Source organism: Acidobacteriota bacterium (assembly GCA_038040445.1).
GTDB classification, from domain to species: domain Bacteria; phylum Acidobacteriota; class Blastocatellia; order UBA7656; family UBA7656; genus Onstottus_A; species Onstottus_A frigus.
In genome coordinates, this window is the sequence record JBBPIG010000007.1 from 167,953 (window position 1) to 194,244 (window position 26,292).

The window sequence follows — 26,292 nt, forward strand, 5'->3', positions numbered from 1 at the left end:
TTCAGAATTCAGATTGCAGATTGCAGATTGCAGATTGCAGAATAACAGAGTTGACGGTCAAGCCGGCCGCGCTTGTTTGACTTTGTTTAACGTGCACTTTGAATGTGATCACTCGCTCCACTTTTCCGGTGCAGGCCTTTACCCGAACACTCACCACGTATTTGCCTGCGTCGCCGATCTGAGGGGCGATCTGCACAACGCCCAACCCCTCCGCGTATTCGGTTCCCCGGGTTTCATTGCGATACGCCGAGGATAGGTGAACAAAGCCGGGGGCGGAGGGCAGCAATTCAAACTGAGTGTCGCTCTCGTCTTCGAGAAGGCACGTCGCGGTTACAACCACTACGAAGGAGTCGCCTTCACGGGTGACAAACAGATCTTTGGCAGGGGTAATAAACGGAGGAGCGATCGAAGAATATGCTGTCAGGTTGTCACTCTGGGTACGATCATCATCATCAGCCAGTGTCTCGCTCCTACCGGCAACGACACAGAAAAACGCCAGGATGACTATTGTTCCAATACGTCTGAGCATATCCCTCCAATTAATCATGAACCTAATCATCGATAAATGAAGAATACTGACAGAATTCCGGGTCGATGTCGCACTCACTCGCCGGCTTGTGGCTGTTGCCGCTCGCCAGAAGAATCAGTTGTTGGTCTTGCCTTCGTCGTCGACAACATTGAAGTCGGCGCCGTCATTAAAATCGCCGTCGTACACGATTACGTCCTCAGAGGGACTGGTAACAGGCGCTGGGGTGACTGATTTTGTATCGTCATCCTCGTCGGACTCATTGAGCTTCGGAACTTCATCCGGGTTTACTAACACTCCAGCGCCGCCCAACGAGTTCAGTTTTTGGTAGTTCGTCAAGTCATCGACTTCGCGTTTCGTCGAATGCTCCCGCTTGTCGTAGTCTTCATCCATGGCTCGCCTCCGTCGTGGTATCGTAGCCATTCTAGCGTAGCACATGTGGCGGGAGAAAGGTTCCGCGACATCCTTCCAAGCTTCTAACTTAAAAAAAACCGGTTCTATAGCGACCACCTTAAAGACTGCAGTGTCCACCAGTGCTCGGGTGGACGGCTAATAAGATCTGAGGTTGGCGCGTTTCCGCATCACTCTTGATTCGGGACCTGCGTCCAGCCTTCGCTCCCCAGGCGAAACCGTTCAATTCCGGACACGACAAAGACCGCCCCGTTTGTATGCCAATCCAAACGTTCTATCGTAATGTTCGGACGTTCCATTCTAATGACGTTGAAGGAATTTGCTTCTCCTCTGCCTCGCGTGGATGCTGCCGTACCTGCTTGAACGACGAGAGCTGAGCGCCCGCCGACTCTGTAGCGTTGTGCCGTGTGTCCGGTATGACTGACGTGCAGATGACCCGCCAGAAACACATCGGCGCCACAACCCGCGAGTAACTCGATTGCCATTTCCGCTCGCCCGACCAAGTCGCTTTCGCGATGACCCTCGGGCACATCGAACGGATGATGGGTGACGACGATCTTGATAACCTCGGGGCCGAGAGCGCAAAGCTTCTCGCGGAGCCAGGCCACTTGTTCTTCGTTGATGCGCCCGCCTTTGATCGTCAACGAGCGTGCTGTGTTGACACCAAGCACCGCGATCTCATCATCGGCACAGAAAGGCCGCAGGTCGTGGGTTATGTAGCGACGATACTTGTCGAGCGGGCGCACGAAACGGAACAAAATGTTGTGCAAAGGAATGTCGTGATTACCGGGCACCACAATTTGGGGAAGGGGAAGCGCATCGAGAAAAGCGCGAGCCGCTTTGAACTCGCGAACGCGCGCGCGTTGAGTGAGGTCGCCGGAGAGGGCAACGACATCGGGCTTGACGTCGTTGATCGCCTGAATCAACGGCTTGATGATCGCATGGTCAACGCGACCGAAGTGGATGTCAGAGAGATGCACAAGGGTTCGCATCTTCTATTTGGTTCCTTCGGTTTCTTCAGGTACAAGAACGCACAGCGCTCCCGGATGCACGCGGTAGTCAAGCGGCATCTGCATAACCGCGACTTCGCCGTCAGTTGAGACGCGAACGCGTCTGCGACGCGTTTCTACGCGCACCTCCGTGGTAGTCAGCGCGACGAAGTCCTGAGGATTTCGCAACCGCCTGAAAAGGGCGCGAAGGGCAAGTCGCACCAGGCCCCACCGCCCCGTGCGGTTTGTGACGTACAAGCTCAACACTCCGGCGTCCAGGCGCGCGCGACTTCCGATATTAAAGCTCTCCATCTCATAAATATTGTTGCCGATGAAGACGAACGGCGTGCGGGTCGCAAATTCCTTACCGTCGAGGATCAACCGGACGGCGAGAAACGGATTACGGCGAAGGACTGTGAGCGCGGCCCACAGGAACGCGGGCCACTTGCCGTGTCCCAGCCGTTGTTTCATCTCGCGTTGGTGGACGATGCTTGGATACAAACCCAGGCTCGAGTTATTAAGGAAGATGCGATCGTTGACTTCACCGACGTCGACCTTCATGGTGCGGCCGGCAATGATCGTGCGCGCCGCCGCCTCCAGGTCGAGTGGGATCCGCAAATCTTTTGCGAAGTGATTGAGCGTGCCGAGCGGCAAGACGCCGAGCGTTTTAGTCGTTCCGAGGAGCGTCGAAGCGACGGCATTAATTGTGCCGTCTCCGCCGCCGGCAACAACGGTTTGAGCATCGCCACTAGCCGCGCGTCGCGCGAGTTTGACCACTTCCGCTCCACTCTTCGCGAGCGAGATGCGCGCCTCGACGCCAACGGCGGCGAATACGGCGGCGAGCAGGCGGCGCGCCGCTTCTTTGTCGGACGCGCCCGAGCTTGCATTGATAATGACATCAACGGGCGGAGGCATATCGTTCTTCAGGCATAGCGGGGCGCGCGGTTTCTGGGCGCTCAAAACATTGGTTGTGCTTGTAAGCCATCGAGCCCTCTTGCTGGATCAGCTTCTACGAAAGCTGGCCCAGTCTAATCCTAAAGGTTCGGGCTTTCAATCACGACGCTGCGGCGCCGATCTGAAGGGCGATCTGCGCCACGCCTAAGCCCTCAGCGTACCCGTTTGCTCTGCTCTCTTTGCGATAGCCGCCGGAGACGTGAACAAAGCCCGGAGACGAGGACAGCAATTCAAACTGCGCATGCTGTCATCTTCGAGAAGGCACGTCGCAGTCACGATCGTTATGGCCCTCGCGCGTCACAAACGAATCTTTGGCGGAAGTGATAAACGGGGGAGCAATCGAGGAGTATGCAGTAACATCGTCGTCAGCGGCTCGACCCTTAATTTGACCGGCTACGGTTTTGCCGGTGCCCGCTACAAAACAGGCACACGCCAGTAAAGCCCATTGCTAGACCACGTCTAGTGAGCATATTCCTCCTATGACTAGGTGTCTGATCGTTAGTAAGGTGAGAAGGAGCGGGCATTCCGAGATTCAGTGATGGTGCCGCTAGGGCGAGCACCGTAGATAAAGAATAAGAAAGGTCAGATTAAGTTGAAACCAGTATGAAGGCATCCACGTCTGAAACATTGGTGGTTTCGCTAAGAAAACGGCTTTCGACGATGCGTTTCCTTGTTGGCAAAAAAAACACAATCCGTCACAATGAAGCTCTCGATGATTGCCCCAGCAAAAAGCCTATAGGAGTACCGCGCTATCGGCGTGCCCGACCCGTGCATAGCAGCTAATATTCTCTCATCAGGGAAAATATGACTGACCATTCTGCGCATACAAGTCAAACCGCGCTTGCTAGCAAAAGGCACAAGTCACGCAAGCTGTCAGGTTCCTTTCGATGGCTTCAGACGCTTGCCCTTGGTCTCGCTTGGACGCTGGCGCTTGCCCTGGCAGCGCAAGCGCAGAAGTTGGACAACGACACCGTGCTGTTACAATTGGGCGTCACGCCCGAAGGCATTCCGGTAATTGAAGAAGCCGCTTGGCTGGCGACGGGCCAGACCGCATTTCGCGACTTGGGAACCCCTGATGGTCTCGGCGCATGGGTTCCAGCGTCGCTGATTCCAAGCGCTCAGACCGCGCCGGTAATATGGAGTATTACCGAAGGCAATGGCCTCACGACCGCCGAAGCGACGCGCGAACTCAACAACAAAATGCGCATCACCTGGATTGTTGAGTTGCCGAAACACGGGCAACTCTTTCGTCTGCGCATTCGATTGACCAATGGCGGCAAGAAGGCGCGAGCGGTGGATTGGTTTCCGGCGTGGTCGGCCAGTTGGGATGTCGCCGGCCAATCGCAATGGGCGCGCTGGTGGCGGTCTCTGGAGTACGACCGCATTGAGCAGGCATTGGATGCCGGCAGCAACATTCGCCTGGGCAGCCGGCTGCATAGCTCGGATGATGCCGCCGGCGGCGTCAATCCTTACTGGGTCGTCGGCGGTTCGAATAGTCGCATCTATTTCGGTCTGGAGTGGTGCGGCGGTTGGAGCGCCAGACTCGATGGCCTCGACCATGGCTTCACTTTTGCTGTTGGTCTGCCGGCTGAAGAGACGCAACTAGTGCTCAACAAGGGCGAAACGATTGAAGGCCCGGCGCTGCTGGTAACCCCGATGCCGGAATCGGACGACACTAATGATCGCGCCATCTGGATGAGCCAGCGAAGCGCGCTGGGGCGCATGCTCTACAGCGGCCCCCCGCCGTCGTTTCCGCTGTCTTACAATCACTGGTATGCGGCCCGCCGGCAAGTGGACGCCAGGTTTTTGAATCAGCAAATCGCGGCGATGTCGCCTTACTCGTTTGAGGCGTTCATCATCGATGCGGGGTGGTTTGGCGACGGGCGCTGGAAGCCCGACCCGGAGAAATTCGAGTCGGGCGAGATGACCGAGATGCTCGCATCGCTCAAAGCCAATGGCATCAAACCCGGGTTGTGGTCATCGCCACAGTACGTCAGCGAGATCAACGGCCCGTCAGGGTTGGCCATAGAACAGCCGCCGGTTTTCTCCAGATTTTTTGGCGGCTTCCTCGCTGACATGTCGGAAGACGCCTTCGCGGATTATTTGACCGGGCATGTGCAGAAGCTGCGAGACAAGTATTCCATGGACTACTGGAAATATGATCAGGCATTTTTCACCGACCGGTCGCGCGCGGGAGAAATGAAGAACGTCGTTGGTTTTCAGAATGCGTTGCGAGCCGTGCGGCAAGCCAATCCCGATCTAACCATTGAAAATTGCCAACTCGGCGGGCGAATGATCAATGAGTTCACCTTGCTGGCAACCCAGACGACCTGGCTAAGGGATGCCGGCAACATGGGGCTGGAAGATCCGCGCGTCAACATCCGTGTTGCGCTGAATGCGCTGGAGTTCGTCTTCCCGTGGGCGGCGCTGCGCTTCACTATCAATCTGGATCAGATGGATCAAAACGATGACGAAATGACGCGGCTCTATTGTCGCAGCGCGATGGCCGGCAGATGGGGCATCTCCGCCGACCTATCGCAGATCGGCGAGCGCCAGCAGAACATCATCCTGACAGAGATTCAAAACTATCGGCGGTTGAACAGGATGAAGGACTCCTCCGTCTACGATCTGCAACTACCCACCGAAAGCGCGGATGTTGCGGGCGCAACCTTCTACAGCGGGGGCCGGTCTAGTGCGGGAATTTTGCTCTACCGGTGGCAGTTGAGCGGGGCCTTCGATCAGCGGGTCGTGTTGCCGAAGCTGAAACCCTCGGCGATGTACCACGTTGTGGACGTGGACACGGGGGTGGAAATCACCGCCAGCGGCAGTGATCTGATAAGCAACGGAGTAACCGTCTCTTTCAGCAGCGAGCGGCTATCGGCCCTGTTATTCGTCGAGTTGGCCGCAGAATTGCCGGTGCAGTAAACCGGGCCTATGGTCATTCTTTAAGTGTGTCAACGCGCGGGTAGCGGAAGAGCGACATTCAGATCACAACGCGTAGGATTCTGTGAAGATGCACAACGGTGGGCGTCAACTTCGCAGTGGCCATTCTTTGTCGATAAGCTGAACACAGAGCCGTTCCAGCCCATCTTTTCCGATGTATCGAGTTCTAAGCGCGGCCAGGCCTTCGAACTTCAGCTTTGGGCAGCTCACCCTCATCAGATCGAACTCCGCTGGGGCTGTGGTCCCCGAGATTCGGACACCCGAACGACTTACGTTCTCGGTCCTCGCCTCTTCTCTCGCGATTGACTGCATGCTCTCATCGAAGTACTCGATCTTCACGATCTCCGACCGGTCCACTCGATCGGGTCGCCTGCGTTCGTCGCCACCCCACCTCTTAGCGCGGAAAAGAGCCCAGGGTTTGTCGAGGAATCCTTTAGGCGGATGCTCGCCAAGGAATTCAACGCCAACGGCGCGCACGCCTTGCTTTGGCGGCTCCACTCTTCGAACCAGGGTATAGACGTTGTAGCTTTGCTCGGCGAAACCGTGACTGCGCAATTTTGCCGGCAACGGAAGCGTCACGAAGAGCACCGTGCCGTGCTTGACCCGCCTACGGAGGCGAAGTCTGACGCCCGTTCGGCTGACGTCGATCGTCTCGGTCATCTCGTGCCACTTACCGTTCTTTCGATCATAACCCGTAACTCGCGCTGGAACGCTTAGCTTGAATCGCTCGCATCTGCGGCGGTTGTCGTTCGCTTTAGCCTTGGACGACTCTCTGTACACCTCGCCTTGTTGAGGCATGCGGCTAATCGCCAGATCATAATTTTCCGCCGCTACCTCCGACGAGTCGGAGCGACGCGCGCTGCCGGACTGCGAGGCTTGCGGCTGATTGAGTTGAGGCTGCTTGGGCGGACTAGCGACCGATGGTTTGTTAGCTATCGAGAGCAAGGCGCCGTCGTATTCCTTTCTCCTGGCAAAACTAGCGAGCACGGCGAACGCTTGCGAAGCCTTGTTGAATGCGCGCTCAATTCGCGGAGCGATTTCCGCGGGCATGGTTCGGCCGATGACGTAGGGAGGGAAGAGCAGATCTAGGAGTTGTTGAAATGAGGACTTGATCTGTTCTTGTCCATCAGCGCGATCTACCCCGAGTACCTGGTAGTAGGTTGTTGCGGAATCGATTCGACCGAGCAAGCCTTCGAGATCCAAAAAGTACGCGCTCACGCGGTCCGGCGCGAATTCAGCCAGTGCGGGACTAAGGTCCATCTGTGTTGGTGCAATAATAGTGCTCAAGGCTTCACCTCGAACGGGCGGCGTTTATTCCATTTGTGGCGTCGTCGTCCGAAGGGGCTTCCAATCAAATGGTTCCCGAGTCGAGCCCATTATGATCGGCTGAACTTGTTTGTCAACAATGTTGTTCTTTCGGGTTTTGTTGGCCTACCCGCGTGGGGCACGCCATCGCCCGACTGATCAAAATCTGAACTGTGTTTATGATGTTCGCACGTTCGACATCCTGTTCTAAGAGGAGAGAAATGACTAGCCGGCGCCTCTCAAACCGAGTCGGGTGATTAGAAGCGCGGCGCAATGCATGGTCAACTAAGAGAATTTCGACCGCTCAAGCAAAAAAAGAGTACAATTGCTGTGCTCAATCTGACATCGAAGCTGGATGCTTTCCTCTCACGCCCGCGGAGGATCACAGATGTACTCACTCGAGCGAAGGACAGTTCTGGCAGCGACGATGATCGTTACCATAGTAGCGACGGCTCATTCTTGGACGCCCGTCCAATCCAGTCAAACTACGGAGGCAACGTGTTCAATCTCGGGCCGGGTGATGATCGCGGACCTACCCGCGCGCGGCGTAACAGTTTTGCTGCTGCCGGCAGAAAACCGACCAAGCGAGAAACCGCTTGCCAAGGCGATCACCGATCAAGACGGCCGCTTTCAACTGACGGGTGTGCCTGCCGGTCAGCATCTACTCCAGGCCTTCGCCCCCGCGCTGGTAGCTCGAGGCGACAACATGATCGGCGGTTCGGGGAAGCTCATCCATATAACCGCCGGTGAGTCTATCGAAGGCATCGACATTGCTCTGACTCGCGGCGCGGTGATTACCGGACGAGTGACCGATGCCGATGGCCAACCTCTCATTCAGGAAAATGTTCGGCTGTTCGCCGTATCCGAACAAGGCAGGAAAGAATCGATCCATTTGCCTAACGCTTCCTTTGCTACTTATGCTACGGACGACCGCGGGGTGTATCGAGTATTTGGTTTGCCGCCGGGCCGATACATCGTCTGCGTAGGTATGGATACTGGCGCGCCGACCAGCAGGATGGCTTCAGGGAATACATATTATCCGGCCACCTATCATCCTGACGTAGCCGATGAGGCGAAGGCTACCGTGGTTGAAGTGTCGGCCGGGAGTGAAGCTACCGGCGTGGACATAGTGCTCGGGCGCGCTTCGAAGGCTTACTCGGCATCGGGCCGAATAGTCGACGCGAATACCGGCAAGCCAATAGTAGCTATGCAGTACGGCTCCGCTTCACTAGATTCTGGCGGGCGCCAGGTTTTTGCAACGAGCTCCGGGGCTTCAACCTCCGGAGCGAGAGGAGAGTTCCGGATCGACGGGCTGGCGCCCGGGCAGTATTCCGCTTACGCAGTTCCAATCCCCGATAGTGAGATGTACAGCGACACAGCTCCATTCACGGTCAACGACAGTGATGTCGCCGGGCTTGAGATCAAGGTTCGTCGCGGGTCAACCATAATCGGCTCGGTGATCATCGAAGGGGCCGAAGGTCAGCGAGGAGCGCCTCCCCTTTCTGAAGTGCGAGTGGGCATTTCCTCTGGCTTAGTGAACGCAGCTCCCCGGAATCGTTTACTGAGCATCGCTGCCGACGGTAGCTTTCGCGTGACGGGGCTACCGCGGGGGGTCGCGAACTTTCATGTTTTTACCTATCCCTCCAATACAGGGCTAACGCTCGTCCGCGTGGAGCGCGACGGAGTGGAGCAGAAGAATGGTGTCGAAATCGGCGTAGCAGGGGAGATTTCGGGAGTCAGAGTTGTGTTTGCTTACGGGAGCGGGACGATACGCGGGCAGGTGCAGATGGAAAGCGGTGAGATCCCAGCCGGCGCAATGATGTTCCTCTCCATTCGACGAATCGGAGCTGCTCAGAATCAAGGGAGGAGACCGCCATATCCCGATTCGCGCGGCAGGTTCGCGATCGACGGACTTCTGCCCGGCGAGTACGAACTCTCGCTCACCGTTCAAGTCAGACAAGTCGCCGGTAGTCCTCAAATAGGCCCGAAGTCAGTGAAGAAGACGGTCACGGTCACAAACGGAGCAGAAACGCAGGTCACGATGGTCGTGGACTTGAACGAAAAGAATCAATAGCCTGGGCGTTCGGTTTCAAGGAATTGAATTGAAACACAAACTCCTCTTTGTAACGGTTTTGCTTCTCATGGCCTCAGCAGGGTTAGGGGTGAATAGTCTGGGCCAGACCGCCAACCAAACGCCCACGCAAAAGACTAATGAGCGAAGCGCAGGCTCGATCACCGGACGCGTAGTCAATGAGAGCGGCCGCCCCATGCCCAACGCAAAAGTCTCGGTCTACGGCATGGGTAGACAGACAGTCCGCCGAACAGTCATCACAGACGAAGCCGGCAAGTACGTGGCTGATGCTCTTCCTCGCGGCTCATACGCGGTCGTGGCGCAGGCCAACGGATACGTTTTGTCTCGAGACCCGCGCGATCCGTTTCACTACAGACCGGGCGACACTGTGAATCTTACTTTGAAGAAGGGCGCTGTGATCACCGGGGCGGTGACGAACTCGGATGGCGAGCCGGTGGTGGGCGTGCCGATAAGCGTGATTCTCGTTCGTGACGGGCAAGGCCGCCCCATCGGCGCTACCTTTGGCCAGGCGAGATTCACTGACGACCGCGGGGTCTACAGATTTTTTAGCTTGCCCGCCGGCACGTACATAGTTGCCGCGGCCCTGAGGACCGCAGGCTCGTTGATGCAGACCCCATACGGCGACGACGCTCCAACCTACTATCCTTCTTCAACGCGAGACACGGCAGCCGAGGTTTCGCTTCATGACGGTGCTGAAGCGACGGGCATCGACATCCGCTATCGCGGAGAGCGAGGCTACGCGGTGAGCGGTACGATTGCCGACGCATCTTTTACGAACTCGTTAGTAGCCCCTGTTATTGTGCTGTTGATCCGCGCCTCGAACGATATGCTGGAAGCGCAAGCCTTCGTTCAGCCGCGAGCCGGCGAGCGAGCGTTCGCCTTCTACGGCGTGCCTGATGGCGACTATTACCTGAGCGCGCGCCGGGGTTCTTCCGAGAGCGATGACGGAGCCATCTCGAAGCGCGTTCCAGTGAAGTTGAGGGGCCGTGATGTCACCGGGGTTGGAATCAGCCTCGTGCCTCTTGGCTCAATTGCCGGGCGCATGACCCTCGACGTGACTACCCGGAACCTCAAGTGCGAAACGACGCCGGCGCCTGCGATTGAAGAGACTCTCATCACTGTACAGACAGACGAGACGGATAGCTCGGACCCTTCTTCCCGCTTCGCGTCCGGAATGAACGCGCCGGACAGCAAGGGCGACTTCCTATTCCAGGGGCTTCGAGCCGGGCGTTATTTGCTCGACACCAGGCGGTTGCTGGACGAAGCGTGGTACGTGCGGGCGTTCACCGTTCCAGGACCGACTAACACGCCGCTGGATGCCAGTCGCAGCGGGATTTCCGTGAGGCCAGGTCAACGGATCAATGGGATCAGAGTTGTGCTTGGCGAAGGCGCCGCTTCGCTTCGCGGACGAGTGGCCGCCGGCAAGGAAGGCGCCTCGCTGCCTGATCGTCTGCGCGTTTATCTGCTGCCGGCCGAGCCAGATTCCGCCGGCGATATATTGCGCTTTTTCGATGCAGAGCTTCAGAGCGACGGCTCGTTCAAGCTCACGAATCTCGCGCCTGGCCGTTACCTTGTAGTCGCTCGCCAGCGTTCAGAGGAAGAAGCAAAGCAGAGGTCGCCTCGCCCGCTGGCCTGGAACGCGACAGAAAGGGCCAACCTGCGCCGCCTTGCGGAAGTCTCGAACACGACCTTGGAATTAAAGCCCTGTCAGCGCGTCTCGGACTACGAGCTTCGCTATTCGCCGCCGAAAGAAGCGCCAAGAGATAAGCGGCCTTAGATCGCTCGCAAATCGCGCCTTCTACATTTCCGGTCCGGCTTGGAGTGGCGATACTCAACAGCGACAAAGCCAACGGGACACTTCAAGATTCAGGGTTCGTTGCTGCCGCTTGCCGATGTAGGCGCTGGCAGATAACATTCCGGTAGTGCCAAGCAAACCTCGTCGAAAGGAATACTCAAATGAATTTCAAGAAGCTCGTTCTCTGTGCAGCAATGATCTGCGCATTCGCCGCCATTGCAGTTGCTCAAGGCAACCGCGGCAAGGCTGAAGCCACTATCAAAGGAAAGCTGATCACGATCGACTACGGCCGGCCGCCAATCGGGAAGCACAGCGTTTCCGAACTCCCTGTCGGAGGCGTATGGCGAATAGGCATGAATGCAGCTACGCGGATCGAGACGGCGGGCGACCTCGGGGTCGGAGCTGAAACGGTCAAAGCCGGGACGTACACTCTCTGGATCAAGCGAACCGGAGACAGTAGCTGGGTGCTTGCGTTTCATCCGAAAACGGAAGGCGCACCCGGCAAGCCTCTATGGGGCGCACCTCCTCAAACCGCCGGCTTCATCGCCGAGACGCCTCTCAAGCTCGAAAAGGCAAAAGACTCCGTCGATCAAGTGACGATCACGCTCGCAGACGCCAAGGGTAAAGCAGCGTTCAAAGTTCAATGGGGAACCGACGTCCTGACTGGCTCGTTCGACGTGAAGTGAGATGCGCATATCGAACTGACCGTCGCATTAGACGAAGAAGGGCTGCTCTCTACGAGCAGCCCTTCCTGCTTGAGAACACTCAACCGATCAGAGGCTTACCTCTGAGACCCGGTTGCCGCGCGCTCTCCACCGGCCTTCTGACTGTCCACGGTGAAATCGAAGAACGCATTCATCATCTCGTCCCATGTCTGCTCGCCGAATCTGACCTCCTTCGTCGGATCCGGATTGCGCGGGTTCTTGGCCGAGTTGTCGTAATGCGCGACCGCTTCGATGCGAGTACCTTTCGGTACTGCGAGCGGCTTTATCGGATAGTAGTAGACCTGCCAGTTGAAATTGTATCGCGGAACGGAGAGCAGAATCTCTGAGCGTCCATCGGGATAGATCGCGCGATAGGTGATGTCTTTCCCGCGCAGATGCATGTGAGGCATCAGGCTGATTATGTGCGAGTCCTGCTCGAACTCGTAGACGGATTTCACTTCGTAGTTCTGAGCGCCCGCCGGAATCACAAACTTGATATCGAACGCTGCTTTTGTGTTTACGATCTTGTCGACCGGACCTTTCGCGAAGATCAGTCCCACCGTCGAGCGGTCCTTCGCTTCTTTTCCGTTTGGCGTGTAGTGCATCTGAAAGATCAGTTGTGAACCCGCTTTGATCAGCTTGGCCTGTCCGGGCTTGGCAACAAAAGGAGTCTGCCCCGGCGAGAGCGCGCCGAGAATTCCGTCACCGATGTTGAACTTGCGCGCCTGTCCGCGCTGACGCGCTTGCTCTCCAGGTTCGCGCACATACATCACGATGTGATGCACCACCGAGAGATTGCCGGCGCGCGCTTCGAGAGCTTGAATGTAGCGATCCTCTTTGAAGTTTGTCGGCACGCTGAAGTACTGATAAGGCACCGAGCCCTCGGCCGGCACGGTGAATTCCGCAGGCATCTGAAAGACGAGGTCAGGTTCACCGATCTGCCATCCGCTGGCAAGCTTGGGAAGCGTCGGCAAGTCCTTCGGATTCCCTTCGCTGGCGCCCTGGTCAATCCACGCGACGACCGTGTCGATCTCCTTCTGATTGAGCCGCCGGTCGTTCTCCCATTTGCCGTATTGGGAGTCAAGATGCCAGGGCGGCATCTCACGCGTAGCGATCTTCTCGCGGATCGACTTGGCCCAGGGTCTGACCTCTTTATAAGTCAGCAGCGACATTGGCGCGATCTCACCGGGCCTGTGACAGCCGATGCAGTTCTTGTAGAAGATTGGAGCGATGTTTTTGGAGAAGGTCAACGACGCCTTGCTGTCACCGCTCACGGTATTCGACCCAACCAGAGCAATGATGAAGCAAAACGCGGACGCGAGCACAACCAGACCAGCCTTTTTCATGTGCGACCCCACGAGTTTTCTTTATGCGCGGTCTTGAGTCCGCGGACTAGGATTCTTGCGACTCAATTAGGTTCCACTGGCGCAACAGATTCTATGAGTACGCCTCCTCGAAGTCAATGGGTCAACGGGGGTACCGGATGAACTCCTGTTCCGGGTGAGCAAATCGGGCAACAGCCACACGATATGGAGCGGCGCGAGAAGCGTCCCGTTTACTTTTTGCGCTTTTCTCACAAAGAAGCGGAGAGGCTGCTGTGTCGTTGGCTGGAACGCGAGTTGCCGCGATCATCGGTGCATCTTATCAATCAGGAGGAAGCATAATGTTAAAGAGAACCGCAGCAATTGTCCTGGCCGCTACCTTCCTTTCTCTGGCCATCGCGCCGGAGACGCTTGCGCAACGTTATCGAAGGGCCGGTGACCGCCGGTCGGTAGCTACAAGCTACAATAGTCGCGGCGTGGCGGGGACGCGCTATTACGCGCAACCGTACTACAGCGGGGTCGGTTCACGTTATTACGGGCAGCCGTATCGCAGTAGCGTCGCCGGAACACGTTATTACGGACAGTCGTACGATCGCGGCTATTACGGCCGATACGATCGCGGCCGCTCTACGCGGAACCTGGCTCTGACAGTAGGAGCGCCTGCGGCAATCGGCGCCGGCATCGGAGCACTGGCGGGCGGCGGTAAAGGCGCTGGCATCGGAGCGCTTGTTGGAGGCGGAGGCGGTGCATTGTTCTACCTGCTCAACAACCGACGCGGTCGCCGCTAAGAATAAGGTTCAGGGTTCAGGGTTCAGCGTTCAGGGTTCAGCGTTCAGAGTTGAGAGTTCAGCGTTCAGAGTTGAGAGTTCAGCGTTCAGAGTTGAGAGTTCAGCGTTCAGAGTTGAGAGTTCACTGTTCCGCGTTCAAAGTTGATCGTCGGTTTCGACAACCTGAACCACGAACCCGGAACCATTGAACCAAGCAAAAGACATTGGTAGCCGTCCGCCGGCTACCAATGTCTTTTCGTGTCTCAGGGCACTGACCTTGTGTCGACCAACAAGCCAACTGTAGACTTCCTGCCTGAGTTTCAGCTTCAACAATCTGAAAATAATGCGATGCTCCGAATAATCAATGTCGTCGGCGCCCGGCCAAACTTCATGAAGATAGCGCCGGTGCTCAACGAGATGCGTCGGCGCTCAAATCGAATCGAGCCGCTGCTCGTCCACACTGGACAACACTACGACGAGTCGATGAGCGACTCGTTCTTCGAAGACCTGCAGATTCCGCGACCCGATATCAACCTCGAGGCCGGTTCGGGCTCACATTCCGAGCAGACTGCCTGCATAATGACCGCCTTCGAACAGGTCTTATTGAAGCACGCGGCCGACTGGGTGGTGGTTGTCGGAGATGTGAACTCGACGATGGCCGCGGCGATAGTAGCAGCAAAAATGCTCGTGCGGGTTGCTCATGTGGAAGCCGGGCTTAGAAGCGGCGACCGCACGATGCCGGAAGAGATCAACCGAGTCGTCACCGATGCGCTTGCGGATCTGCTGCTTACACCGTCACGAGATGCAAACGAAAACCTGCTTCGCGAAGGCGTAGCGCCGGAAAAGATACGCTTCGTCGGCAACGTTATGATCGATACGCTTTATAACAATCTCGAGCGGGCGCGTACCTCGCCGGTGCTCGACCGCTTGAATCTCAAGCAGGGCCGGTTCTGCGCGATGACTCTGCATCGTCCATCAAATGTCGACGACAAGACAACGTTGTCCGGGATACTCGATGCGCTACAGGTGATCGGCGCGCGCTTGCCGATCGTCTTCCCGGTTCATCCCCGCACCCGAGCCCGCTTGGAGCAGTTCGGCTTGAACGAAATGGTTCGCAGGCAGTCGTCACTCATACTCACCGAGCCGCTTGGCTATCTGGACTTTTTGCAGCTTTACAGCAACAGCCGTTTGGTCCTCACCGACAGCGGCGGCATTCAAGAGGAGACCACGGTGCTTGGCATTCCGTGTTTGACGCTCAGGCAAAACACGGAGCGACCCATCACTATCACCGAGGGGACTAACCGACTAGTTGGCAACGATCCCGAGGTAATAAAACGCGAAGCGCTCGCCGCACTCGAGCGACCCTTGCGTCCAACGCGTGTGCCCGAACTCTGGGATGGCCACGCTGCCGTTCGCATCGTCGACGCGATCGAACAGGCGAGCAACCCGCCCCGGGCTACATAGAACTTCAAGCTATCAATTGAGATCTGGTGACCGATGGACAGACAGCGAGATAGGCCGGATAGGTTCTTTGCAGCGTCACCCCCTCTTCGCACCACTGCTTTGTTGATCCTGACCACTATTGCCGTGGCGTTTGCGGCGATACTCTGCGCGAGCGGCAACTACAGGGAGGCCGCCGTCCTTGCAGCGGCCGGTCTGGGCGCTGGGCTTCTCGTCGCCGGGCCCATCTCAGTCCAAGCGGTACTGATTACGTGGTTCGCAACCGCGCCGCTGGCGTCCTTCTATATCAGGTTTCCTACCGATAGATCGATCGTCACATATAACCGTAGTGTTTTCGCTCTGGTCATAGTAATGCTTTTGCTGAAGCCTGGATGTACGGCGTCGCTCACGCAAACAACAAGCGAGGCGCAATCGTCTTCCGGGAATGCGTGGTCGAGACGAGCGGCCTTCTCCGTATCAAAGTTCGAAGTGGCCTGGGCGCTGTTGTCGGTCCTCGCGCTCGCAAGCGCCGTGGCCGCCTCGAACAATGCCGCCAATGCAGCGCGAATAGCGATCGATACGTTCTGGCTTCCGCTCGTCGCCTTTCACGTTGCGAGGAACTATCTGGGCTTGCGGAACGGCGGCAGGTGGTTGTTGCTCGGAGGCATCGCGCTAGCGCTGTTCTTGTTTGCGACCGGCGCCTTCGAGTTCGTGACCGGCGCCGACTTGTTCGCCTACAAAGGCTCTGAAATAGTGCGCGAGGGCGAGCGCCGTGTGAACGGCCCGTTCGCCGCCGATTCCTCTTTTGCGATCATCTGTCTGATCCTCTTCTTGTTCCTGCTGGCCGCGGCCAAACTCTTTCGCGTGCGGTTCGACCGGACCGGCAAGCTCGTTTACGCGTGCGCGCTGACGGGAGCCGCACTAGGAGCGCTGTTGCCTTTGTTCCGCGGCGTCGCCCTCGCGCTCGTCGCCGGCTGGATCGTGTTGCAATGGAGCGGGCGGTCGCTGCTTAGTCGGCCGGCCTTTCGTCGCGCCATACCCATGGGCTCGGTTATCGTTCTACTCTTGATCGCCCTTGTTGCGTGGATCGTGACGATCGCTCCGTCGCCTGTTGGAAACCGCCTTACGGACGCGCGCACTGCCTACGGCAGGCTCGCTACCTGGCAGGCGGCGGCGGAAATCGCATTCGACAATCCCGTCCTTGGCGTCGGCCTGGCCAACTACGCCGATTATTTCGACGCCTCGCATTACTATTCGGACGAGCCTCCTGAGGAGGTCCTGGACACGAGGGCTGCAGACAGTCCGCACTCAAATGTCTTGTGGATCGGAGCGGAACTCGGGCTCACGGGGCTTGCGCTGTACTTCGCGGCGAACGCTTATCTCTTCCTGATTGGCTGGCGCGCGCTAAAGCGAGCGGGAGACTCACGGCAACGAACCGCGGCCTTGTGCTTCCTTGCGCTTGTTGTAGCTTACTGGATCCCAGGGCTGACTCTGGCGAGCGGCTACTATTCGGATTTGAATTTGTACTTTCTTTTCCTGCTCGGAGCGCTGTCCAATTCGTCCCTAGTTCCGAGCAGCCGGTCGTTAACCCACGGTTGATTGCGACGTTGAAACGGCTCCAAAACATTCGCGAGAAGCTCGACGGCTTGACGGCGGGAGAGATCGCCGGTGAAGCCTTCCTTCGGGCGCGCCGGAAAATCTCACGAGCCATAAGCCGCGCGAGTGATACCCCGCAAACAACTTATGTTTCTGACGAGGACCTTCGTCGCGCGCTGGGTGGACAGTCGATCGCCAAAGTCGCTTCAAGAATTCGAGAGAGCGGAGGGCCGCACCTGACGCCGGGGCTTGCTGACCTGTCGCAGACGGTTGCCACCGTCAAAGAGTTCTTTCCCGATTCGGTCGAAGCCTCTCGTCTCGAAGCTGACGCCGTTGTCGATCACAGGATCAGTCTGTTCGGCCGCGCTTACGATCTCGGCCCGAAGATAGATTGGCTCCTCGATCCGCAAGCGGACCGGGCCTGGCCGCTTGCTCACTTCACTCGGGTCCCGCTGGTGATTGGGCAAGGCGCCGACGTGCGCGTGGTTTGGGAACTCAATCGCCTTCACCACCTGGTAACGCTGGGCCGCGCATACTTGCTTACCGGCGACGAGCGCTACACCGAAGAGTTCCTGGGTCAGCTCGCCTCATGGTACGAAGACAATCCGCCGCGCTTCGGAATCAACTGGACTGTTGCAATGGAAGCAGGCATCCGCGCGGTGAATATCATCGCGGCGCTCGAGATGTTCCGTGGCTCGCCACAGGTGACCGGCGAAGCGATCGAGCTGATACTCAAGACGCTGATCGCTCACGGCAGCTTCATCCGCGGCAACCTCGAGTTCTCTTACCGCGTGCCGAGCAATCACTACCTCTCGAACCTTATCGGCCTGTTTGTGATTGGGATGATGATGCCCGAACTTGGTGAAGCTCGCCGCTGGGTGAGCTTCAGCGCGCGACGGCTGGTGAAGGAGATGGACCGGCAAGTGCTCGCGGACGGCGTCGATTACGAAGGCGCGATTGGCTATCACCGTTTCGTGCTTGAAATCTTCGCGCTGTTTTTCTCGATGAGTCACGCAAACGGCATTCAAATTCCCGGCCGCTACTGGGTGCGGCTGGAAGCGATGTTTGACTTCGTGCGCCACTATCTCAAACTCGATGGGACTGCGCCGATGATCGGCGATTCAGACGATGGGCGGTTGATCAAATTCAAAACTCGTCCGTCCGGCGATCATACCTACTTGATGTCGATCGCCGCGGTGTTGATCGAGAACGAGAGGTTCAAGCAGTCGAGCCGCTTCGACGAAGAAGCCATCTGGTGGTTCGGACTCGAGGGGCGCGAAGCCTTTGACAGCCTGGCGATCGGCAAACAACAGCCGGCTTCCCGAGCTTTCCCTGAGGCGCAGATTTATATTCAACGGGGCGTAACACAAGGAGAGGACGACGGGCCGCTCTACGCCATCATCGACTGCGGCGATCACGGCGCGCGCGGCCGCGGCTCGCACGCACATTCGGATGCGCTGTCGATTGAGGTGTTCGCGTTCAACCGGACTTTTCTTCGAGACCCGGGAACGTACGTCTACACGGCAAGCGAGCGGGAGCGCAATCTGTTCCGGTCAACCGCTTATCACAATACCGTTCGTGTCGATGGCGAGGAGATCAGCCAGGAAACTCCAGGCGAGCTTTTCGCGTTCGCCTCTAACGTGCGCCCGCACGTGAATCTGTGGGAGAGCACGAGTGAACGCGACGTGCTCGACGCTGAGCATTACGCATATCAACGTCTCAGCTCGCCGGTGACTCATCGCCGCATCGTCACGCTGGACAAGCGCGAAGGCTACTGGATCATCAAAGACATCTTCACCGGCAAGGGCAGGCATCGATTCGAGTTCTTCTTCAACTTCGACGTTGGGCTTGAAGTCACGATCGACGCGAGCAACCGCGCCATCGCTCGCGACGAAAGGGCGGCGCTCACGATCGTGCCTGCTTGCGATCACAAGCTTGAAGCGATGATAGAGTCGCGAGGGGTCTCACCCACCTACGGGATTCGGGTAGCGTCGTCTGCTATCATTTACAGTCTTGCGGCGGACGTTCCGTTGGAGGTGAGTTTTCAGTTGTTACCATCGATGACCATGTGACTTCCGCCCTCTGACCTCTGACCTTATGTGCGGTATTTGCGGAATCTATGAATACGGCGCGAGCCAGCCGGCGGTGAGTGACGCGCTCGTCGTTCGTATGCGCGACACGATGACTCATCGCGGACCCGACGACGCCGGTGTGTACGTCAGCGAAGATCGTCGCGTAGGACTCGGCAACCGGCGGCTTGCGATCGTAGACTTATCACCCGCCGGCCGCAACCCGATGCCTAACGAAAACGGGCGTGTCTGGATAACCTTCAACGGAGAAATCTACAATCACGAATCGCTCCGTCCCGGACTCGAAGCGAGAGGCCATCGCTATCGTTCGCGCACCGACACCGAAACGATCATTCATCTCTATGAAGAGCGCGGCCTGGATTTCGTTCACGAACTCGAAGGCGACTTTGCAATCGGGATTTGGGATGAAGACGCCAACCGCATCGTGCTCGCGCGTGATCGCATCGGCGTCAAGCCGCTCTACTACACGCTCGCGGGCGGCCGGTTGATCTTCGCGTCCGAGATAAAAGCCATACTCGAGCATCCGGCGGTTTCGCGCGACATCAACGAAGAAGCTCTCTATCACTACCTGACTTTCCTGGCGACTCCAGCGCCTCAGACACTGTTCGCGGGCATTCAAAAACTTCCCGCCGGCTGCATGCTTACGTGCGACGCGCGAGGCGATGTGAAGGTCACCCGCTACTGGGACGCGATCGTCGAGCCGCGCGATTCCGCGGAGTTTCAAGACGAGCAGGCGGTAGCCGAAAAGCTGCGCTGCCTTCTTAGAGAGTCGATAGCCAAGCGGATGATGAGCGACGTCCCCTTCGGCGTGTTCCTGTCGGGCGGAATTGATTCGACTGCCAACGTCGCCCTGATGGCTGAGTTGATGGATCAACCGGTTCGCACCTTCACCGTTGGCTTTCGCGACAACCCGGCTTATAACGAGATCGAAGAAGCGCGCTCGGTTGCTCGCGAGTACGGCACCGATCATCACGAAGTCATGATCAGTCAGCAAGAGCTTATCGATTTTATTCCCGACTTGATCTTTCACCAGGACGAACCGATCGCCGACCCGGTCTGCGTGCCGCTGTATTACGTTTCAAAGCTTGCGCGCGATACCGGCACAAAAGTCATTCAAGTGGGCGAAGGATCGGACGAGCTTTTCTGCGGCTACAGAAACTACGTTCTCTATCTTAGATTTCACGATCTGTTTTGGCGGCGCGCGATCCGGTGGCCTCAGCCGATGCGTGGTATCGCCTCCGCGGCGGGCCAGGCATTCTACCGGCTCGGCGGCGGGCGGCTTCTGCCGAACGTGGGTAAGATGATTCCGGATTTGATGCGAAGGCTGGCAGCGCGCGAAGAACTTTTCTGGGGCGGAACATTTGTCTTTGATGAGGTGAACAAGCAGCGGCTGCTGACGCCCCAGGCCAGAGCGAGGCTGGCCGCGGCCGGCGGAAACGCACTCTCGTCTCACTCGATCATAAGCGCGGATCTCGATCGACTGCTTACGGCAAAGCCATCCGCCGATCAACTCGAGCAGATGATCTACGTCGAGTTGAAACTCCGCCTTCCGGAGCTTCTGCTGATGCGCGTCGACAAGATGACGATGGCAACCTCGGTCGAGGCCCGCGTCCCGTTCCTGGATCACAAGCTGGTTGAGTTTGCGATGGGCTTGCCGCGCGACCTCAAGTATCGCAACGGCGAAACCAAATACATACTCAAGCGCGCGCTCGAGGGCGTGGTGCCTGAGCGGATCATCAAGAGGAAGAAGAAAGGCTTCGGCGTTCCGATAAATGAATGGATGCTCGATCAGCTTGGCGGTTTCGTCGAGGAGTCGCTGTTCGACTCTTCTCTGCGCAAGAGAGAGTTATTCGATTATGGCTATATCAAGCAGCTTCTAGATGCGCATCGAGCGCGCCGCGCCAATTATTCGTTCTTCCTGTGGAGTCTGCTGAATCTGAGTCTTTGGTATGACCGCTGGATTGAAGGAGGCGCAACCGGACCGAAAGCAATGGAGGTCGATATGAGCCTCCGAGTTTGAAGGCCTGGTCCTTTACCTCTTGCAGCCTCATCATCTTTTCAGTGACTAGTGGCGTGTAACAGACATTTCGCCAGTGAAGCGGTATCCGCGCAAATCCGTCGGATCAGTGTCATCGGTGGTTCTATGCGGTACTACCAAACCGATTCTTCCGAACGCATAGACCACCGATGAAACGGATTTGACGGATTCGCACGGATTTCTTGTCCATTTGATCGCTAGCGAAATGCCCCGTACAAGTCACTAGGTACTGGTGCTTCTGAGTGATTATGCTGATTCATCGTCTGGCATCGTGGCCCTCTACGACAAGCGGAATTGATGTTCCCCGGACAACGTTATCCCGCGCTCAGCTCTTAACAACCTGCGCAGTTATTTTTCTCACCGCTCTTGGCATAAGGCTTTTGTATTGGCAGGACAACTATGCCGAGCTCGCACGCGGGAAAAGAGACTCGGGACTTCAGATAGTGTCCTTCTTCTACTACGACCAGGCTCAGAGGATACTTGATGACGGAGGCATTCTATTCCCGCGCAATCCGGTGGACCCCGGTGACGCAACTGTACTAACGCATCCACCCGGCTATTCAATATTAATGGCCGCTGTCTTCAAAACGTTTTATGAGCAAGGGGCCGGGCAGTCGCTTTCGCGAGCCGACACCGTCCTCAGAGTTGTGCAGATAGTTGGCGATGCCGCTTCGGCAGTTGTGATCTTCCTCATCGCGGCAGAGTTGTTTCCCGTTGCCGTTGCGATCATCGCCGCGATGCTCTGCGTTTTCTCTCCTCATTTCGCTTACTACTCGCTGATGCTGGGGCCCGATTCGCTTTCGATCTTGCCGATCCTGCTGGCAGGTTATTTCATGATTCGAGCAATCAAGCGTCCTCGATTTATCACAGTAATAACTGCCGGCGCCTTTGTCGGGTTGTCCTGCTGGCTCAGATCAAACGCGCTGCTGCTCGCGCCGTTTCTTGCCTGCATCATTCCGCTACTCTTCGAACGCGGAAAGCGGCTGCGTTACTCGCTGGCTCTCATTGCTGGCACTGTCCTCATAATCGCGCCGATAATTATTCGCAACTGGATTGTGTTCCATCAATTCGTTCCGCTCTCGGTTATGGCAGGACTCAACCTGGTTGAAGGCATTGGTGATTATGACAAAGAGGACAGGTTCGGGATGCCGAGCAGCGACGCCGAATCTGCTTTGAAAGATGCTGAGTGGCACGGCCGCCCCGACTACGCAGGCAGCCTTTGGAGACCGGACGGCATCGAGCGCGATAAGGCGCGTTTTGGGCGAGGGCTTGCGGTTGTTCGGTCAAATCCTGGCTGGTTTGTTGGCGTGATGCTGCGCCGGATGGAATTCATGCTGAGATACAACGACTTTCGCCCGCGGGATTTCCCTCACCTTACGACAGCGCCCGCACTTTCAGCCGCTCCCAACTTCGGTCACAAGCTAGAGCCCGCTGCCGAAATGACGCCAATGTGGTCAAGTTCTTCGCCCAAGGTGATGGCAAATGGCGACGCCGTTTCCAGGCTGGCGCAAGCTGCGATCCCAGATGGCAACCAGGCGCTTCAAATCACCGGCGACGGATCTCAATACGGAGAGATCTTCTCCTATGAGCCGATCGAGGTGAAAAAGAATACCGACTATGTGCTCAGGTTATCGGTAACCCTCGAACAGGGGAACGCCGATGTTAAGATAGGAACCGCCGATCCGCGAATCGTGCTTGCGTTGGTGGCTGCGTCGAGTGCAGTAAAAGAGCCGAAGCGGAAGACGGAAGACAAAGATGCCAACCAAGCTGATCCAACTCGTGAACCGCGGATGAAAGTGCTTCTAGTCCCCTTCGCAAGCGGGGACAACGCGCAAGTACGGCCATCATTCTATAAATCAACTGTAGAGCGAACAGTGCTGAACGTACGCCGGGCCGAGATGTTCGAGATCGGGCCGACGGGTTATCTCTGGACGCGACACCCGCGCGCCCTGATTCGCGGTGTTCAGAAAAACGTCTTCAAGACGAATCCTATGCGCGCGCTTATCGCGATAGGCATCATTCTATTGGCACTCGCGCGGCGCGGCCGAGTGCTTGCCGTCCTGCTGATCGTTCCAATCTATTATCTTCTTGCGCAGTCGCCCCTGCACACAGAGTACAGATACGTGCTGGCGATACACTACTTTCTTTTTGTGGTAGCAGCAGCAACGATCTACTATGGCGGCCTGGTCATCGGGCAACTTATGCAGAGGGGCTATCAACTCGCACACGACAAACTCGCGCGCCAAATTAATTGACCTCGAAGATCAAGTCGCCAACATTTCCGTTTGAGAACTGGCGAATGTCAGCCTTTGATACGGGAGTGCCTGGGCGATAGAATTTAGAACGCATAAAAAAAAACAATGAGCATCGGAAGCGGATTAAAGTCTCTTTTGAGACCGGCCTACTATCGCCTGCCGGCAACCTTCTGCTATGGGCCGCTCTTCTCGCGAACGCTGAAGTTCCTGGAAGAGTCTCAGAGGTGGGACGAAGATCGCCTGATTGAATACCAGACCTCAAAGCTCCGCGTGATGCTCCGTCATTGCGCGAAGCACGTCCCGTATTACCGGCAAACGTTTCGCGAGGCCGGGTTTGATCCCGAAAACTTCCGCAGACTTTCTGACCTGCGCGTTCTTCCTTTGCTCGACAAAGAGACTATACGTTCCCACCCGCAGGATTTTATTGCCGATAACGTCAGTCGTCGCCAGATGCTCTATTTCACAACAGGGGGAACGATGGGTCAGCCACTGGGGCTGTACAACCTGAGACACAGCGGGGGCCGAGAAAGAGCTTTCATGTACTCACAATGGGCCCGGGTTGGTTTTCACTACAACAACCGTCGCGCGATGCTCAGGGGCTCGCCGGTGAAAAGCAAACGGCATTGGAAGTATGAAGCCTCGGAGCGCGCGTTTGTTTTTTCAAACTTCCATATGACCCCGGACAACGTGACTGAATATGCGCGCGTTATGCGCGACGAGAATCTTCCGTATCTGCACTCCTATCCGTCGGCGGTGATCGATTTCGCCCGCCATCTCAAAGAGCTCGAGATCGAACCTCCGCGCTTTCGAGCAGTGCTGGCGGCCTCGGAGAACTTATATCCGGGTCAGAGAGAATTCATCGAGTCTTTTTTCGGCGCGAGGTTGTTCTCATGGTACGGGCACACCGAGAACACGATTCTGGCCGGGGAGTGTGAACTGAGCAATCACTACCATATTTTCCCCGAGTACGGAGTGGTGGAAGTGATCAAGCAAGACGGCTCTTCCGCTGAGCAGGAAGACGAGATGGGCGAACTGATCGGCACGTCGTTGGATAACTTCGCGATGCCTTTGATCAGATACCGCACCGACGACTGGGCGGTGATTGGACCCGAGCGATGCGCGTGTGGGCGCAACCAGAGGCTTCTCAAAGAAACTTATGGCCGCTGGCATCAGGAGATGCTTGTCGGGAAACTGGACAATCTCATCTCGGTGACCGCGCTCAACGTGCATACTCATGTTTTCGATAACGTCCAGCAGCTTCAGTTTTATCAACGTGAGAAGGGCAAGGTTGAACTGCGATTGAAGCGAAAACCCGGCTACTCAGAACGAGACTCGAAGCGCATAATTGCGGCGCTTGACGAAAAGATGGGAGATACGATGGAGGTCTCGCTGAATTTAGCCGATGATATACCGCTTATGCCTCGCGGCAAGTTCCGTTTTGTGATTCGGGAGTTGGACCTTCCACGATCTGTCTTTGATGAGGTTCGCCTTGAAAAGTCTTCTAGCTAACCTGGATGTTGGTCTGGTTTCCGGTGACGGCCGGTATCCGTCGGAGTCTCCGTTTCATCCGCCTGAGTTGTATCCAGAGTATCCCCACGAAGAACTAAATACTGACCCGGCCAACCAGGTATACACGATGGTGCGGGAGTCTTTGCGGCTGTTGGGGATGGACAAAGCGAACTTCGGCCGGCCGGAGTGGGACCCTCTTGGCGAGCTGATTTCGCCGGGGCAGCGCGTGCTGATCAAACCTAATTTCGTGCTGCACTTCAACGCCGGCCAGGGCCCCCTCGACGCGGTCATTACCCATCCTTCGGTGATTCGAGCCATATGCGATTATGTCGTCATTGCGCTTCGCGGCGACGGCGAATTAGTTGTGGGCGATGCTCCGCAGATGAACTGCGATTTCGCCCGGCTTTGCCAGGCTTCGGGCATGGATATCCTGGCGACCTACCTTGAATCGGCCTGCGCCCGGCGAGGCATCGCGCTACGGTTGGTGGATTTTAGAAAGGAACAAACGCGCTACAAACACGGAATCGTTTGGGAGCGCAAAGCGCTAAACAATGGCGAGTCTGTACGAGTGAGCCTCGGCGAAGACAGTTCCATGGAGAACATCGATGGCCGGTTGTTGTACGGAGCTGACTACTCGCGGCGCGAGACTGTGCAGGCGCACGAAGGCCATCGCCACGAATACGTCGTTGCGCGCCCGGTGTTATCGAGCGACGTGGTGATCTCCGTGCCCAAACTGAAGGTTCATCGCAAGGTGGGAGCAACTCTAAACCTGAAGAACATTGTCGGGATCAATACCGACAAGAACCATCTGGCTCATTATCGCGTCGGGTCTCCTGCGAGCGGCGGGGACGAGTTCTCCGACCCGGGATGGGAAGATCGAGCCGAACGCGTTCTGTCGGACATCTTACTTGGACGCTCGTGGCGGTTTGGAAAATATCCCTTTCTTGCCTGGAGAGCCTTCCGAAAGGCTCTCGGGTATTTTGCCGCCGACTCGGCCAGGCCGGCTTTCAGTTACGGCAACTGGCATGGAAATGACACCGCATGGCGGATGGTGCTCGACTTGAATCGAATACTGCTATACGCCGACGCCGAAGGCCGTTTGCAAGAGCTGCCGACTCGTAAGTATTTCTCCGTTATTGACGGGGTGATCGGCGGAGAAGGCGAAGGTCCATTGCATCCGGCTGCTTATCCGTCTGGGGTCGTGCTTGCGGGGTTCAATCCGGTGGCCGTGGATTGGGTAGCAGCACGGTTGATGGGATTCGAGGCCGGCCGGATTCCACTCTACCGGCATGCGCTCGAACAGATGCGCGAATGGCTCCCCGATTTCGCGATCGAAAGAATTCGCGTTGTCTCGAACGTTCCGAGTTGGGAGGCTATTATGAAGACCAGCGAGGTGGTGTTCAATTTCCGAGCGCCTGCGGGCTGGCGCGGTCAGATCGAACTACAGGAGCCGGCCCCGGAATCTGCCCGGCAAGAAGAGACAACCGTTGGCATGCTATCTCAGTAGAGTCATACGTCGAAAAATGACGCCTTCGAACAGACTACACGGTCTATAT

Annotated in this window: 18 protein-coding genes; 12 read left to right on the forward strand and 6 right to left on the reverse strand. The window is 57.0% G+C overall.

Features of this window, described 5'->3' with window-relative positions:
- Position 1: 1 nt before the first annotated feature.
- The 4 genes from AABO57_09955 to AABO57_09970 all read right to left on the reverse strand — a co-directional run bounded on the left by AABO57_09955 (position 2) and on the right by AABO57_09970 (position 2,841).
- Positions 2 to 529, reverse strand: a complete 528-nt coding sequence (locus AABO57_09955; GenBank protein ID MEK6286051.1) for a hypothetical protein — start codon at positions 527 to 529, stop codon at positions 2 to 4.
- 114 nt (positions 530 to 643) lie between these two features.
- A complete protein-coding gene (locus AABO57_09960) occupies positions 644 to 919 on the reverse strand; it encodes a hypothetical protein (protein MEK6286052.1) in 276 nt (91 codons plus the stop codon).
- 188 nt (positions 920 to 1,107) lie between these two features.
- A complete protein-coding gene (locus tag AABO57_09965) occupies positions 1,108 to 1,929 on the reverse strand; it encodes a metallophosphoesterase (GenBank protein MEK6286053.1) in 822 nt (273 codons plus the stop codon).
- Positions 1,930 to 1,932: 3 nt separating this feature from the next.
- Entirely contained in the window at positions 1,933 to 2,841 is a 909-nt protein-coding gene (locus tag AABO57_09970; protein MEK6286054.1) for a diacylglycerol kinase family protein, read from the reverse strand.
- An 843-nt stretch (positions 2,842 to 3,684) separates the two neighbouring features.
- On the opposite strand from AABO57_09970, the gene AABO57_09975 reads away from it, so the two are divergent.
- Positions 3,685 to 5,805 carry an alpha-galactosidase gene (locus AABO57_09975; protein MEK6286055.1) on the forward strand — a complete coding sequence of 707 codons (2,121 nt, stop codon included), beginning with the start codon at positions 3,685 to 3,687 and terminating at the stop codon, positions 5,803 to 5,805.
- A gap of 105 nt (positions 5,806 to 5,910) precedes the next feature.
- Here the strand turns inward: AABO57_09975 and AABO57_09980 are convergent, their stop codons facing one another.
- On the reverse strand, positions 5,911 to 7,110 hold the full coding sequence (locus AABO57_09980) for a PilZ domain-containing protein (protein ID MEK6286056.1): 1,200 nt from the start codon (positions 7,108 to 7,110) through the stop codon (positions 5,911 to 5,913).
- Between the two features lie 406 nt (positions 7,111 to 7,516).
- Between AABO57_09980 and AABO57_09985 the strand changes: the two genes are divergently transcribed.
- The 3 genes from AABO57_09985 to AABO57_09995 all read left to right on the forward strand — a co-directional run bounded on the left by AABO57_09985 (position 7,517) and on the right by AABO57_09995 (position 11,701).
- Positions 7,517 to 9,202 carry a carboxypeptidase-like regulatory domain-containing protein gene (locus AABO57_09985; protein MEK6286057.1) on the forward strand — a complete coding sequence of 562 codons (1,686 nt, stop codon included), beginning with the start codon at positions 7,517 to 7,519 and terminating at the stop codon, positions 9,200 to 9,202.
- Between the two features lie 28 nt (positions 9,203 to 9,230).
- Complete coding sequence (locus AABO57_09990; protein MEK6286058.1) at positions 9,231 to 10,997, forward strand: carboxypeptidase-like regulatory domain-containing protein; 1,767 nt, start codon at positions 9,231 to 9,233, stop codon at positions 10,995 to 10,997.
- Between the two features lie 179 nt (positions 10,998 to 11,176).
- Entirely contained in the window at positions 11,177 to 11,701 is a 525-nt protein-coding gene (locus AABO57_09995) for a DUF2911 domain-containing protein (GenBank protein MEK6286059.1), read from the forward strand.
- A 95-nt stretch (positions 11,702 to 11,796) separates the two neighbouring features.
- On the opposite strand, the gene AABO57_10000 is transcribed toward AABO57_09995, so the two are convergent.
- Positions 11,797 to 13,065 (reverse strand): cytochrome c, encoded by a 1,269-nt coding sequence (locus AABO57_10000; GenBank protein ID MEK6286060.1) that lies wholly within the window; start codon positions 13,063 to 13,065, stop codon positions 11,797 to 11,799.
- A 317-nt stretch (positions 13,066 to 13,382) separates the two neighbouring features.
- Between AABO57_10000 and AABO57_10005 the strand changes: the two genes are divergently transcribed.
- The 8 genes from AABO57_10005 to AABO57_10040 all read left to right on the forward strand — a co-directional run bounded on the left by AABO57_10005 (position 13,383) and on the right by AABO57_10040 (position 26,243).
- Complete coding sequence (locus tag AABO57_10005) at positions 13,383 to 13,829, forward strand: hypothetical protein (GenBank protein ID MEK6286061.1); 447 nt, start codon at positions 13,383 to 13,385, stop codon at positions 13,827 to 13,829.
- 258 nt (positions 13,830 to 14,087) lie between these two features.
- On the forward strand, positions 14,088 to 15,272 hold the full coding sequence (gene wecB, locus AABO57_10010; GenBank protein ID MEK6286062.1) for a UDP-N-acetylglucosamine 2-epimerase (non-hydrolyzing): 1,185 nt from the start codon (positions 14,088 to 14,090) through the stop codon (positions 15,270 to 15,272).
- Positions 15,273 to 15,305: 33 nt separating this feature from the next.
- On the forward strand, positions 15,306 to 16,847 hold the full coding sequence (locus AABO57_10015; protein MEK6286063.1) for an O-antigen ligase family protein: 1,542 nt from the start codon (positions 15,306 to 15,308) through the stop codon (positions 16,845 to 16,847).
- A gap of 8 nt (positions 16,848 to 16,855) precedes the next feature.
- On the forward strand, positions 16,856 to 18,916 hold the full coding sequence (locus tag AABO57_10020) for an alginate lyase family protein (protein MEK6286064.1): 2,061 nt from the start codon (positions 16,856 to 16,858) through the stop codon (positions 18,914 to 18,916).
- Positions 18,917 to 18,941: 25 nt separating this feature from the next.
- Positions 18,942 to 20,954 (forward strand): asparagine synthase (glutamine-hydrolyzing), encoded by a 2,013-nt coding sequence (gene asnB, locus AABO57_10025; GenBank protein MEK6286065.1) that lies wholly within the window; start codon positions 18,942 to 18,944, stop codon positions 20,952 to 20,954.
- Positions 20,955 to 21,220: 266 nt separating this feature from the next.
- Entirely contained in the window at positions 21,221 to 23,227 is a 2,007-nt protein-coding gene (locus tag AABO57_10030; protein ID MEK6286066.1) for a glycosyltransferase family 39 protein, read from the forward strand.
- Positions 23,228 to 23,332: 105 nt separating this feature from the next.
- Complete coding sequence (locus AABO57_10035) at positions 23,333 to 24,736, forward strand: phenylacetate--CoA ligase family protein (protein MEK6286067.1); 1,404 nt, start codon at positions 23,333 to 23,335, stop codon at positions 24,734 to 24,736.
- On the forward strand, positions 24,717 to 26,243 hold the full coding sequence (locus tag AABO57_10040) for a DUF362 domain-containing protein (protein MEK6286068.1): 1,527 nt from the start codon (positions 24,717 to 24,719) through the stop codon (positions 26,241 to 26,243). Before AABO57_10035 ends, AABO57_10040 begins: the two co-directional genes overlap by 20 nt.
- Positions 26,244 to 26,292: the final 49 nt, after the last annotated feature.

What these genes read in the sequence shown, in the direction of transcription:
- AABO57_09960 (MEK6286052.1), bottom strand. Translation starts at nt 919, where the DNA reads ATGGATGAAGACTACGACAAGCGGGAGCATTCGACGAAACGCGAAGTC.
- AABO57_10015 (MEK6286063.1), top strand. Translation starts at nt 15,306, where the DNA reads ATGGACAGACAGCGAGATAGGCCGGATAGGTTCTTTGCAGCGTCACCC.
- AABO57_09955 (MEK6286051.1), bottom strand. Translation starts at nt 529, where the DNA reads ATGCTCAGACGTATTGGAACAATAGTCATCCTGGCGTTTTTCTGTGTC.
- AABO57_09985 (MEK6286057.1), top strand. Translation starts at nt 7,517, where the DNA reads ATGTACTCACTCGAGCGAAGGACAGTTCTGGCAGCGACGATGATCGTT.
- AABO57_09970 (MEK6286054.1), bottom strand. Translation starts at nt 2,841, where the DNA reads ATGCCTCCGCCCGTTGATGTCATTATCAATGCAAGCTCGGGCGCGTCC.
- AABO57_09995 (MEK6286059.1), top strand. Translation starts at nt 11,177, where the DNA reads ATGAATTTCAAGAAGCTCGTTCTCTGTGCAGCAATGATCTGCGCATTC.
- AABO57_10035 (MEK6286067.1), top strand. Translation starts at nt 23,333, where the DNA reads ATGAGCATCGGAAGCGGATTAAAGTCTCTTTTGAGACCGGCCTACTAT.
- AABO57_09975 (MEK6286055.1), top strand. Translation starts at nt 3,685, where the DNA reads ATGACTGACCATTCTGCGCATACAAGTCAAACCGCGCTTGCTAGCAAA.
- AABO57_10000 (MEK6286060.1), bottom strand. Translation starts at nt 13,065, where the DNA reads ATGAAAAAGGCTGGTCTGGTTGTGCTCGCGTCCGCGTTTTGCTTCATC.
- asnB (MEK6286065.1), top strand. Translation starts at nt 18,942, where the DNA reads ATGTGCGGTATTTGCGGAATCTATGAATACGGCGCGAGCCAGCCGGCG.
- AABO57_10005 (MEK6286061.1), top strand. Translation starts at nt 13,383, where the DNA reads ATGTTAAAGAGAACCGCAGCAATTGTCCTGGCCGCTACCTTCCTTTCT.
- AABO57_09965 (MEK6286053.1), bottom strand. Translation starts at nt 1,929, where the DNA reads ATGCGAACCCTTGTGCATCTCTCTGACATCCACTTCGGTCGCGTTGAC.
- AABO57_10030 (MEK6286066.1), top strand. Translation starts at nt 21,221, where the DNA reads ATGCTGATTCATCGTCTGGCATCGTGGCCCTCTACGACAAGCGGAATT.